General features: G+C 30.6%; 13 protein-coding genes. 4 read left to right on the top strand and 9 right to left on the bottom strand.

All coding sequences use genetic code 11. The features are described 5' to 3' along the window. Positions 1-138 precede the first annotated feature (138 nt). From BLU40_RS04740 to BLU40_RS04710, 7 genes are all read right to left on the bottom strand, one after another. Positions 139-1,377 (bottom strand): ammonium transporter, encoded by a 1,239-nt coding sequence (locus tag BLU40_RS04740; protein ID WP_090120249.1) that lies wholly within the window; start codon positions 1,375-1,377, stop codon positions 139-141. Between the two features lie 25 nt (positions 1,378-1,402). Next, entirely contained in the window at positions 1,403-1,741 is a 339-nt protein-coding gene (locus BLU40_RS04735) for a P-II family nitrogen regulator (RefSeq protein ID WP_090120246.1), read from the bottom strand. A 377-nt stretch (positions 1,742-2,118) separates the two neighbouring features. Next, positions 2,119-3,120: an outer membrane beta-barrel protein gene (locus BLU40_RS04730; RefSeq protein ID WP_245729895.1), complete on the bottom strand. Its 1,002-nt coding sequence runs from the start codon at positions 3,118-3,120 to the stop codon at positions 2,119-2,121. A gap of 57 nt (positions 3,121-3,177) precedes the next feature. Then, positions 3,178-4,374: an ammonium transporter gene (locus BLU40_RS04725; protein ID WP_090120244.1), complete on the bottom strand. Its 1,197-nt coding sequence runs from the start codon at positions 4,372-4,374 to the stop codon at positions 3,178-3,180. A 41-nt stretch (positions 4,375-4,415) separates the two neighbouring features. Further along, the gene (locus tag BLU40_RS04720; RefSeq protein ID WP_090120242.1) at positions 4,416-4,754 is read right to left on the bottom strand and encodes a P-II family nitrogen regulator; all 339 of its coding nucleotides are present in this window, start codon (positions 4,752-4,754) and stop codon (positions 4,416-4,418) included. 375 nt (positions 4,755-5,129) lie between these two features. Further along, positions 5,130-6,101: a BT_3928 family protein gene (locus BLU40_RS04715; RefSeq protein WP_090120241.1), complete on the bottom strand. Its 972-nt coding sequence runs from the start codon at positions 6,099-6,101 to the stop codon at positions 5,130-5,132. A 7-nt stretch (positions 6,102-6,108) separates the two neighbouring features. Further along, a complete protein-coding gene (locus BLU40_RS04710; RefSeq protein WP_090120238.1) occupies positions 6,109-6,648 on the bottom strand; it encodes a DUF1599 domain-containing protein in 540 nt (179 codons plus the stop codon). A 98-nt stretch (positions 6,649-6,746) separates the two neighbouring features. Between BLU40_RS04710 and BLU40_RS04705 the strand changes: the two genes are divergently transcribed. From BLU40_RS04705 to cdaA, 4 genes are read left to right on the top strand one after another with little or no spacing between them, the layout of a single operon-like run. Beyond that, positions 6,747-7,328 (top strand): LOG family protein, encoded by a 582-nt coding sequence (locus BLU40_RS04705; protein ID WP_090120236.1) that lies wholly within the window; start codon positions 6,747-6,749, stop codon positions 7,326-7,328. After that, positions 7,328-8,158 (top strand): dihydropteroate synthase, encoded by an 831-nt coding sequence (gene folP / locus BLU40_RS04700; RefSeq protein WP_245729894.1) that lies wholly within the window; start codon positions 7,328-7,330, stop codon positions 8,156-8,158. Before BLU40_RS04705 ends, folP begins: the two co-directional genes overlap by 1 nt. A gap of 1 nt (position 8,159) precedes the next feature. Beyond that, positions 8,160-8,873: a hypothetical protein gene (locus tag BLU40_RS04695; protein WP_090120233.1), complete on the top strand. Its 714-nt coding sequence runs from the start codon at positions 8,160-8,162 to the stop codon at positions 8,871-8,873. Positions 8,874-8,920: 47 nt separating this feature from the next. Further along, the gene (gene cdaA, locus BLU40_RS04690; RefSeq protein WP_090120231.1) at positions 8,921-9,694 is read left to right on the top strand and encodes a diadenylate cyclase CdaA; all 774 of its coding nucleotides are present in this window, start codon (positions 8,921-8,923) and stop codon (positions 9,692-9,694) included. Here cdaA and BLU40_RS04685 read toward each other — a convergent pair. Beyond that, positions 9,691-11,457, bottom strand: coding sequence for an ABC transporter ATP-binding protein (locus BLU40_RS04685; RefSeq protein WP_090120230.1), 1,767 nt, complete (start codon positions 11,455-11,457; stop codon positions 9,691-9,693). The genes cdaA and BLU40_RS04685 overlap by 4 nt on opposite strands. Then, positions 11,450-12,202 (bottom strand): tRNA pseudouridine(38-40) synthase TruA, encoded by a 753-nt coding sequence (truA, locus tag BLU40_RS04680; protein WP_090120228.1) that lies wholly within the window; start codon positions 12,200-12,202, stop codon positions 11,450-11,452. Before truA ends, BLU40_RS04685 begins: the two co-directional genes overlap by 8 nt. Positions 12,203-12,240: the final 38 nt, after the last annotated feature.

Below are 12,240 nucleotides of genomic sequence, written 5' to 3'. Positions count from 1 at the left end.
AAAAAAAAAAAAAAAAAAAAAAAAAAAAAAAAAAAAAAAAAAAAAAAAAAAAAAAAAAAAAAAAAAAAAAAAAAAAAAAAAAAAAAAAAAAAAAAGAGCTTCCAGTTTGGAAGCTCTTTTTTATAATTAAACCAATTATTAATGCTGATTTAAACGAAAATCTGGATAAGCATCCATACCATGTTCGTGAATATCTAAACCTTCTTGTTCTTCTTGTTTTGAAACTCGTATTCCAACTGTTTTCTTTAATGTATAGATAATTGCAAATGAAGTTAACAAACAAAACGCTCCAACAGACACAACACCTACTAATTGATAACCAAATTGCGACCAACTAGCTAAATCTCCAAAAATACCTACTGCTAAAGTTCCCCAAATACCACAAATTAAATGAACTGCAATTGCACCAACAGGGTCATCTAACTTAATTCTATCTATTAAACTTACAGCTAACACAATTAAAGCTCCTGCTATAATTCCAATAACAATTGAATCCGTAACACTCATTACATCAGCTCCAGCCGTAATACCAACTAACCCACCTAAAATTCCGTTTAAAAACATAGATAAATCATATTGCTTATACTTAAATAACGAAACTAAAAATGCTGATAAACCACCAGATGCAGCAGCAATACACGTTGTTACTAATACTAACGAAGTTGCTCCAGGATCTGCAGATAAAACAGAACCACCATTAAATCCAAACCACCCTAACCATAGAATTAATACACCTGCAGTTGCAAGCGGAATATTATGACCAGGAATAACACCTATAGATCCATCTTTTTTAAATTTACCAATTCTAGCACCTAGTAAATACACAGCTACCAAAGCCGCCCATCCACCAACTGAATGCACTAAAGTTGAACCTGCAAAATCGTAAAAACCTAGTTGATCTAACCAACCTGTTCCCCATTTCCAAGAACCTACTATTGGATATACAAAACCAACATACACAATGGTAAAAATCATAAATGCTCCCAACTTAATTCTTTCAGCAACTGCACCAGAAACTATAGTTGCAGCTGTTGCGGCAAACATACCTTGAAACAAAAAGTCTGTCCAGTACGTATAATTACCATCTGCATATTCTGCAGTTAAACCATTTTCCGGTAACGATAACCCAAAAAGGTCAATAAAATAATCTGGCAATACACCATATATAAATGAACCTGGGTACATTAAATTAAACCCAACAATTGTATACAACAACAATCCTGCAGTTATAATAAATATGTTTTTAAATAAAATGTTAATTGTATTTTTTTGTCTTGTAAGCCCTATCTCTAAAAATGAAAATCCTAAATGCATAAAAAATACCAAAGCGGTACAAATCATCATCCAAACATTATTCACTGTAAATAAACTATCCATGTTTTTATTAGTTAGTTGTTAATTATTATTTTAATGATTCAAAACCATCTTCCTTTGTCCTAATTCTATACGCCTCATCAACCGGAGAAACAAACACTTTTCCATCTCCAACTTCACCTGTATATGCAGCATCTAATATTGCCTTAACAGTTCTTTCTAAAAAAGGTTCTGAAACTACAATAGATAAATATCTTCTTTGAATATCAGACGTACTATAACTAACTCCTCTATATACATGACCTTGTTTTTCGTTACCAACTCCAGTAACATCCCAATAACTAAAAAAGTTTACCTCAATTTGATGCAAAGCCTCTTTAACTTCGCCAAATTTTGATTTTCTAATAATTGCTTCAATTTTCTTCATAATAGATGTATTTAATTAATTATTTGGTTCAAAAATAAAAATATAAAATAAAACCCCCTAATTATATAGGGGGTATTTGATAATTTTTATCACTTTTTGAAAATACACCTCATTTTATTAAGGCTTGTTTATTTTTACTTTTAAAATTTAATTTATATTTTCAATTACATAAAAAATTAAACCCACTTGAATTTCAAGCAGGTTTAACCTAAATAATTAATTAACAACGATCCTGTTTTTCTATAATAATCAGAAGAAAACTGAATAAAGCGTCACCCATTCCCAGGATCAATAAACAAACAACGCCATTTCTTCTATAATACTAAAGCAGCATCGCCCTAGCACAGTAAAACCATTTCTATAATAATATTCTTAACCTAGAACGAGTAAATCGCAGCAATTAAGAAAGATGATAAATTATCCGTAGCCATACCATCAGCATCTACATAAGGAGTAGCATCACCCCAAGTATCTAACCTTAACTCAGGCTTGATTGTTAAATTTTCAACTGTGTAACTACCTGTCAACGTAGTAGCAAACACACTCGATTCTGGATTAACATCAGACATTGTTTCGAAATACTCACCTCTTAATCCTAATGAAAAATCATCAGAAACACTTAACTGAGGGTATAGTGCAGCACCATAGAATCCTTCACCATCATTATCTGCATACGCAGCGTTAATTCCTAAGAAAAATGAATCAGACACATCAAAACCACCAGTATAGTCAATTTCAAAACCTAACGCCTCTCCATTATCATAATATAAATTTAAATATTGACCTGCATACCCTAATTGAGCACCAAGAGAATAGTTACCAGTTAAATTATTATTAACATCTGTAACATTCATAAAAGCCAACATTAAGCTAAATTTTTCAGACAAAGCAAAATCAGCTTTCAAACCTACGTGAGAAAAAGGACCGCTTGAAAATAAATAAGAAGTACTGTAGTTAAAGTTTCCTACCGGAGAAATAACTTCATACCCTAAGAACGTATTAAACCTACCCATTGTTAAAGTAGTACTTTCTGAAACATTTAAATATGCATATAATTGATTTAAATTAAATCCACCAGTAGCATCATCACCTCTTGGACCAAACGTAACATCTGCAACAACACCTGTTTTTTCACCTTCGTAAGCAGCCACAATATTAGCCATACCTAAAGCAAAACCCAACTCGTCTGCAAACGACGTTCCAAAAGATTGCGCATACGTATCTGAAGACGATAAATTTGATTGATAATACGCATCTACCGAACCACTTATACTTATTTTCTTTTTCTCTGCTTCTTTTTCTTGCGCAAACATTAAAGGCGTAGCAAAAAGCATTGCTAATAAAAATACAGCTCTTCTATAATTTAATCTTGTTTTCATCTTGTTTAATTTTATTTGTTATTAATTTTTATTATTTATTCTTATTTATATTTTCGACTAGTTATAAACATTCGATTTATGTTCGTGAATATCTAATCCATCAATTTCTTCTTCTTTAGAAACTCTTAACCCTATTGTTTTTTTCAAAACAAACAACACAATAAAAGCCGTAACTAAAGCCCAAGCACCAATAGCAAAAACACCAATTGCTTGAACACCTAATTGTGCAAATCCACCACCGTAAAGCAATCCGCCATCTGTAGCAAAAACACCAACTAGCAACGTACCTATAGCACCACACACACCGTGAACAGATATAGCCCCAACTGGATCGTCAATTTTAAACACCTTATCAATAGTATCTATAGAGAACACCACTACAATTCCTCCTATAATTCCTATAATAAAAGCACCAACCGGACTTACAGCAGCACAACCAGCAGTAATAGCAACCAAACCTGCTAAAGCACCATTCAATGTCATTGAAATATCTGGTCTACCATATTTTATCCAAGTAACAACCATTGCTGTTACAGCCCCAGCAGCAGCTGCCAAGTTTGTTGTAATTAATATCCCTGCAGCAGCATTAGCACTATCTCCAGATATAGCCAACTCAGAACCAGCATTAAAACCGAACCAACCTAACCATAAAATCATAACACCTAAAGCTCCTAACACTAAGTTATGCCCTTGAATTGCATTTGATTTTCCGTTTGTATACTTTCCTATTCTTGGCCCAACTAATATTGCCCCAACAAGCGCAGCCCATCCACCCACAGAGTGAACAACTGTAGAACCAGCAAAATCGATAAAACCTAGGTTAGTTAACCAACCATCACCTTGCCATACCCAGTGACCAGAAATTGGATATATAATTACCGTCATAATAAACGAGAAAATGATATATGTTGAGAATTTAGTTCTTCCAGCAACAGCCCCAGAAACAATAGTTGCGGCAGTAGCAGCAAATACCGTTTGAAAGAATAAATTGTGCATATCTTCAGTATTACTAAAGAACAGCGTAGGCTTACCTATAAAAGCTCCGATAGACTCTCCGTACATTACAGTGTATCCAACCGCCCAGAATCCGATACTACCTATACACAGGTCCATTATATTTTTCATTATTATATTTCCAGCGTTTTTTGATCTTGTAAAACCAACTTCAACCAACGTAAAACCAGCCTGCATAAAAAACACTAAAATTCCGCAGATAACAATCCACATTAAATCTAAAACAGCATTAGCATCCATAATATTTATATTTTTTTTAATTTGTTAATTAATTTTTAATCCTAGTTAAGAGTTTCTTTACCCTTTTCTTTTGTTCTAATTCTATAAGCCTCTTCAATTGGAGAAACAAATATCTTTCCATCTCCAACTTCACCTGTATAAGCTGACTTTATAACAGCGTTTACGGTAATTTCTAAAAAAGGATCAGAAACGATAATTGATAAATACCTACGCTGAATATCGCTTGTACTATAACTGACACCCCTATAGACATGCCCTTGCTTTTCATTACCAACACCAGTTACATCCCAGTAACTAAAAAAATTAACCTCAATTTGATGCAAAGCCTCTTTTACTTCGTCAAATTTTGATTTTCTAATAATTGCTTCAATTTTCTTCATAATAAAGTGATTTATTTCATTGATTACGGTGTAAAAGTAGTATTATTTTTTTTACCCCCTAATTTTTAGGGGGTATTTTATTTATTTTTATTCTTTTTTCATTTTGAACCCCTATTTTTTTAATGGTCTATATATTTTTAATTGATATTTTATCAAAAATAAGGCTCCAAAAGCAAGGGTAGATTAAAATAAATGTGAATTATACATTAATACATTACATACTTTTGAGTGATTTAAGAGATTAAAATGATATGAATGCAACAAATTAAATGAGGTTATAAAACCCTTAAACAAAAAAAAACTCACCGAAACGGTGAGTTTTTTAACTCTCTATATACAATAGGATACGCTAAATACCCTCTATTAAACTTATTTTTAATCTAAATACTCTAGGCTTTCTTTATAATCGCTCCAAGACCATTTACCTGTAACATCTCCTTTTTCTAAAGTAAGCACGCCTGGATTTGACCTTATTATTGTTTTTAGCATAGTCTCATCTCCAAATAACATTTCGAAATTAAGATTATATTTATTTTTAATTACTTCAAACTCTTCACCCATAGAAGATGTTAACGCATAAACTATATAACCTTGTTTAATTGCCTTATCTGTAACTTCTTTAATTCCAGCAAAACCATCTAAATCACTTTTCTCAAGGTTATAAGCTACCACTAACATTACTTTATCTTTTGTTAGTATATCTTCAGTTAAATCATCACCAGCTAGAGATTCTAAATAAAAGTCGTGAATTGGCGGTTCAACATCTCCAACATATTCCATACCTGCAGGTAAGTTTTTACCAACTGCATATGGTCTAAAATCTATAATAGGTAAATGTATTAATACATAATATGTTATAAATAAAAACACAAAAAATGATAGAAAAGTTGTCCATTTAGCCAAAACTTGACTTATTAAAGGTTTCATATACGTATGCTTTAAAACTAAAAATATAATAAGCACTATTAAAACCACATTCTTATAAAATGTTCCCCAAGCCGTTAATTTAACGGCATCTCCAAAGCACCCACAATCTGTTACTTTATTATAGTAAGCTGAATACCAAGTTAAAAACAAGAACACTAAAATTATACCTAACAAGCTCCAACTTGTTAATTTAGGTTTATAACCTACTAACAGCATTACCCCTAAAATTATTTCAACCAAAATTAAAATAATTGAAAATGGAAGTGCATACGGAATTAAAAACTCTAGATTTAAAACATCTGCTCCAAAATACTCTTCAAACTTATATGTTGAACCTAGTGGATCTACTAATTTTACAAAACCTGAAAAAATAAAAGTTGCCGCAACAACTATACGTGTAATAAATACTAGAATTTTCATACAATTATTATTTATCGTTTAAATGAATTAAAGCAAACACTGCATAATTAATCATATCCTGGTAATTAGCATCAATACCTTCAGATACAATTGTTTTCCCTTCATTATCTTCAATTTGCTTTACACGTAATAATTTTTGAAGAATTAAATCTGTTAACGAGCTCACACGCATATCGCGCCAAGCCTCCCCATAATCATGATTTTTATCTTCCATCAATTGCTTTGTAATAGCCACGTGCTTATCATACAACTCTACAGCAATTTCATTTTCAAGATCTGGCTGTTCTACAACACCTTTTTCTAATTGAATTAATGCCATTACTGAATAATTTATAATTCCAATAAATTCAGAAACTTCACCTTCATCTACTTTTCGGGTAACGTTTTCTTGCAGTTGTCTAATTCGTTGCGCTTTAATAAATATTTGATCTGTTAATGATGGTAACCTTAAAATTCTCCAAGCACTACCATAATCTGTTAACTTATTAATATATAATGAACGACATTTTTCTATAATCTCGTTATATTGTTTTGAAGTTTGTTGCATGTAACTTTAATTAATTCCGTAAATTTCGAACAAATTTAAGGAATTAAAAAATCAATTATTAAATAACTGAAACGTTATTATCACCTAATTTTATTTAAATGAAGAAAATTGCAGTTTTTTGCGGCTCTAGTATTGGCTTTAACAACAACTATAAAAATGAAGCTATTAAACTTGGAAATTATTTAGCCACCAATAATATAGGTATGGTTTATGGCGGTGGAAAAATTGGAATGATGGGAGCAATTGCTGATACTATGTTAAAAAATAATGGTGAAGTTATTGGAATTATTCCTGGATTGTTAAGACATGAAGAAGTTGCTCATAACGGAGTTACCAAAATGGTAGTGACAAAAACAATGAGCAAACGAAAAGTGAAAATTAGCAGACTAGTTGATGGCTACATTGCATTACCTGGAGGTTTTGGAACTTTAGATGAAATTTTTGAAGCGCTAACTCTTGGCCAGCTTGGTATTGAACAAAAACCAATAGGTATATTAAATACCAATGGTTTTTTTAATTACCTTCTAAAACAATTAGACGTAATGGTAACAGAAGGTTATTTAAAACAATCTAATAAAGACATGCTTATTGTAAGTGAATCTGTTGAAGATTTAATTTCTGAAATGAATGCATACAAAGCTCCAAAAATGACTAAGGTTATTAATAAAGTTGTTAAGTAATGAAAAGCATAAATTGTAACGGTAAGTTAATTGACTTAAACCAACCAAAGGTTATGGGTATTTTAAACATTACCCCAGATTCTTTTTTTGATGGTGGAAAATACACCAACGAAAAAGCAATTTTAAGTCAAGTTGAAAAAATGCTAACTAACGGAGCAACTTTTATAGATGTTGGAGCATATTCCTCTAGACCCGGAGCAAAACATATTTCCGAAAAAGAAGAACTTAAACGTATATTACCTACAATTAAATCTCTTATTAAAGAATTTCAACAAATAAAAATTTCCGTAGATACATTTAGAAGTAACGTAGCAAAACAAACTATTTTAGAAGGCGCAAGTATAGTTAACGATATTTCTGCCGGTGAAATGGATAACAATATGTTTAGTACAATTGCTCAATTGCAAGTACCTTATATATTTATGCATATGCAAGGCAATCCAGAAAATATGCAACTAAACCCAACTTATACTAATGTAACTAAAGAGGTTCTTCAATATTTTTCAAAAAAAATTACGCAACTTAGAAAACTTGGAGTTAACGATTTAATAAGTGATGTAGGTTTTGGTTTTGGCAAAACTATTAATCATAATTATGAATTACTAAACAACTTAAAGCTATTTAAAAATCTTGAAATCCCAACACTTGCAGGTATCTCAAGAAAATCTATGCTATACAAGCCTTTAAACATTTCAGCAAACGAAGCTTTAAACGCTACAACAACTGCAAACACAATTGCATTATTAAATGGAGCAAATATTTTAAGAGTACACGATGTTAAAGAAGCTGTTGAAGCAATAAAAATTGTTGAATTACTAAACAAACATTAAAATGAAAAAAGTATTATACCTAATTATAATAGTAACAACTTTATTTAGTTGCTCAAAAACTGAAATAAAAGTTCCTGTGTTAGCTTATGAAGGAATTCAAGAACTACACAACCACTCACAAGTTTGGCTATTTTTTGAAATTAAAAATAACGACACTATTGCAAAAGTGAATAGAAAAAATACCATTAGCACCACACATTGGATTTTTAATATTGATAAAAAATTACCACTAAAAGCAATTACGCCAACTTTAACAAAACTTAAGTATAAGCACGCAAACGGAATTCATTCTAAAGAAGGAATGAGTAATTACTTTAGCTATTCGGATACTATTTCAAAAAAATTATCTTTTATTGAGTTTGATAAAACGGAGTATAAAACCGACAGTTTACAATCTAAATACTTTATAAAAACCAACGCTAAAGACTATTTAAAATACAATAACATTAATATTACTTTTAACCCAAACAACCTATGGATTAACGATGGTAAATTTGAAAAAGAAGATTTTAAAAAATTATTGTTGGAGTATGTAGATTTTTCTGCCGAAGGAAAACAAACAATGCTTCATACTAATTACAATCAGAATCTAACTTATCAAGATTATTTATACTACAAAACCTTACTCTTAAGCATAAACCAACCAGCCATATTAATAAATCCATTAGAATTTGTTTTTGACCCAAATAAAGTTCCAGATTGTGGCTGTGAGTAAACACCATTAAACATCATTTTTTTATTACTTTTACAAAAACAATTTGAATGCTAGATTTTTTAAACTTTAATTTTCTTGATGCTTTAGACATTGTTTTAGTAGCTGTATTGTTATACTACATATACAAACTTCTAAAAGGTACTGTTGCCATAAACATTTTTATAGGTATTGCACTTATTGTATTAATTTGGAAAACTACACAAGCTCTGCAAATGGAAATGCTAAGCGGCTTACTTGGAACATTAATTAGTTTAGGTGCCATTGCCATATTAATTGTTTTTCAACCAGAAGTTAGAAAGTTTTTACTAATGCTTGGTTCAACAAATTTTACAAGCAAACGAAGTTTTTTAAAACAGTTAAAGTTTTTAAAAACCGAAATCCACACCAATATGGATGTAGAAACTATTGTAAAAACCTGTAAAACCTTATCATCTACAAGAACAGGAGCTCTTATTGTTTTAGAACGAACTAACAATTTAGATTTTGTAAAATCATCTGGCGACAAAATGAACGCCGAAGTAAACCAACCAATATTAGAAAGTATTTTCTACAAAAACAGTCCTTTACACGATGGAGCTATTATTATAAAAGAGAACAATATTATTGCTACTCGTATAATACTTCCATTATCCAATAAAGATTTACCTTCTCGTTTTGGCCTTAGACATAGAGCTGCAATTGGTGTTACCGAAAAAACTGACGCGCTATGTTTGATTGTTTCTGAAGAAACAGGAAAACTATCTTATATAAAAGATGGCGAATTTGTGCTTTACAAAAACGATACAGAATTAATTGAAACTATTAGGTACGATTTAAATTAAGAAGCAGACTCGTTTGCAAACTGCATATCGTACAAGTTTTTATAATAACCCTCTTTACCCAACAACTCGGTATGAGAACCCTGCTCTACAATTAAACCTTTATCCATTACAATTATTTTGTCTGCATTTTTAACTGTTGTTAACCTATGTGCAATAATTATTGACGTTTGATGTTTTGTAATTTTATCTGTAGCCTCTTGAATTAATTTTTCTGAATAAGAATCTATTGAAGATGTTGCTTCATCTAAAATTAACACACTTGGATTACTAACATAAGCTCTTAAAAAAGCAATTAATTGACGCTGACCAGAAGATAACATTGCTCCACGCTCTTTAACATTGTAATTGTAATTGTTTGGCAAACTCATTATAAAATCGTGAATACCAATTTCTTTTGCTGCCGTTTTAACTTGTTCTAAAGTTATTTCATCATTACTTAAAACAATATTATTAAATATAGAATCAGAAAACAAAAATACATCTTGCAACACAACTGCAATCTGCTTTCTTAAAGAAGGCAATGTGTATAACTCTATATTATGAGTATCAATACAAATATCTCCCTTATCAATCTCATAAAATCTATTTACTAAATTTATTATAGTAGATTTTCCTGCTCCAGTTGCCCCAACAATAGCAACAGTTTCACCTGCTTTTACATTGAAAGAAATTCCTTTTAACACTTCTTCATTTTCTATATAGCTAAAATGAACATTTTTAAATGAAATATCCCCTTTAAAATTTTCAGCAATTAAAGTTCCTGTTTTTGCAATCTGACTCTCTGTATCAATTACTTCAAAAACTCTATCACCTGCAACCATACCCATTTGAAGTGTATTAAATTTATCTGCTATTTGTCTTAACGGTCTAAATAACATTTGTGACATCATAATAAAAGCAATTATTTGACTTGCCGTAGTTGTTCCAGTACTAACAATTTCTAAACCTCCATACCAAGCAATTAAACCAATTGCAATTGAAGATAAAATTTCAGCTATTGGAAAAAATATTGAATAGTACCAAACAGTACGAACATGCGCATTTTTATGTTTCTCGTTAATGTCTATAAAATTTTTATACTCTGTTTTTTCCCTATTAAAAAGCTGTACAATGTTCATTCCAGTAACACGTTCTTGTACAAAACCATTTAAATTAGCTACTTGTGTTCTAACCTCTTGAAAAGCAGATTTTATGGCAATTTGAAATATTTTTGTTGCATACACTAAAATTGGCAATATTATAAACGCAATTAACGCCAATCTCCAGTTCATCCAAAGCATAACAACCATTACCACCATCATTTTTAATAAATCGCTAATAATCATAAATAAACCTTGACCAAAAAACTGAGCTATTGTTTCGGTATCAGACACCAAACGAGTTACTAATTTACCAACCGAAGAATTATCGAAATATGTCATTTTAAAATGCAACATATGTTTCTGCAGCTGCACCCTAATATCTTTAATAATGTTTTGACCTAACCAATTTACTTTGTAAATAAAAATAAACTGTAGCAATACTTCAAAAAGCAATACTACTAACATTAATAATGAAAAATTTAACAATCCTTTTTCATCTCTGTTTTCATAATATACATCTATAATTCGCTCTAAAATAATAGGTTTTGAGACAGAAACCATCGACAAAAAAATTGCTGAAAGCGTACCAATAATAAATTGGGACTTATAATTTTTTGCAAAACTCATTAAACGCTTAAATATTTTAGCGTCAAAAGCTTTACCTGTTACTTTTTTACTCATTTATAAATATTGTTTTTGGATAAGCAACTTTGGTCAAAAACAAACCTTCAGCTGGTGCTGATGGCCCCGCATTACACCTATCCATACTTTTAATTATTTCTTCAAACTTTTCTATTGAAGTTTTTCCAGTACCCACATCTAATAATGTACCTACAATTGCTCTTACCATATTACGCAAAAACCTATCGGCAGTAACATGAAATATTAAAGATTTATTAGATAAAATCCATTCAGCACGAGTAACCTTACAATTGTAAGTTCTAACATCTGTATTTGAACGAGAAAAGCACTTAAAGTTGGTGTAAGTTACCAAAATTTTAGCCGCCTCATTCATTTTAGCAATATTTAACTTTTTATTAATAACTTGCCAAGTAGTTTCATTAAAAAAAGGATTTCTTCCTAATAATATTCTGTACTCATAACTTCTACCAACAGCATCAAAACGAGCGTGAGCATCTGCTTTAGATTTTAATATTGAATACACCACAATATCTTTAGGCAAAATAGAATTTACTTTATAAATTGTTTCATCAATATTAATTTCTTTTTCAAAATCGAAATGAGCAAATAATTGTTCCGCATGTACACCTGCATCTGTTCTACCTGCACCAACAACTTCAATTTTTTCTCTTAAAACTGTAGAAAAGGCTTTATGTATACATTCTTGAATTGAAATTGCATTGGGCTGATATTGCCACCCATGATAATGTGTTCCTTTATATGCTAATTCTATAAAATATCTCAATTGAAATGTTATTTTTGTACCCGCAAATATAATGCATA

Source organism: Lutibacter oricola (assembly GCF_900106565.1).
Taxonomy (GTDB): Bacteria; Bacteroidota; Bacteroidia; order Flavobacteriales; family Flavobacteriaceae; genus Lutibacter; species Lutibacter oricola.
This window is presented reverse-complemented; position numbering and strand designations above follow the sequence as displayed.

Bases quoted from the DNA above. Each gene is read 5' to 3' on its own strand.
- BLU40_RS04740 (WP_090120249.1), bottom strand. From the start codon at position 1,377: ATGGATAGTTTATTTACAGTGAATAATGTTTGGATGATGATTTGTACC.
- BLU40_RS04735 (WP_090120246.1), bottom strand. From the start codon at position 1,741: ATGAAGAAAATTGAAGCAATTATTAGAAAATCAAAATTTGGCGAAGTT.
- BLU40_RS04730 (WP_245729895.1), bottom strand. From the start codon at position 3,120: ATGAAAACAAGATTAAATTATAGAAGAGCTGTATTTTTATTAGCAATG.
- BLU40_RS04725 (WP_090120244.1), bottom strand. From the start codon at position 4,374: ATGGATGCTAATGCTGTTTTAGATTTAATGTGGATTGTTATCTGCGGA.
- BLU40_RS04720 (WP_090120242.1), bottom strand. From the start codon at position 4,754: ATGAAGAAAATTGAAGCAATTATTAGAAAATCAAAATTTGACGAAGTA.
- BLU40_RS04715 (WP_090120241.1), bottom strand. From the start codon at position 6,101: ATGAAAATTCTAGTATTTATTACACGTATAGTTGTTGCGGCAACTTTT.
- BLU40_RS04710 (WP_090120238.1), bottom strand. From the start codon at position 6,648: ATGCAACAAACTTCAAAACAATATAACGAGATTATAGAAAAATGTCGT.
- BLU40_RS04705 (WP_090120236.1), top strand. From the start codon at position 6,747: ATGAAGAAAATTGCAGTTTTTTGCGGCTCTAGTATTGGCTTTAACAAC.
- folP (WP_245729894.1), top strand. From the start codon at position 7,328: ATGAAAAGCATAAATTGTAACGGTAAGTTAATTGACTTAAACCAACCA.
- BLU40_RS04695 (WP_090120233.1), top strand. From the start codon at position 8,160: ATGAAAAAAGTATTATACCTAATTATAATAGTAACAACTTTATTTAGT.
- cdaA (WP_090120231.1), top strand. From the start codon at position 8,921: ATGCTAGATTTTTTAAACTTTAATTTTCTTGATGCTTTAGACATTGTT.
- BLU40_RS04685 (WP_090120230.1), bottom strand. From the start codon at position 11,457: ATGAGTAAAAAAGTAACAGGTAAAGCTTTTGACGCTAAAATATTTAAG.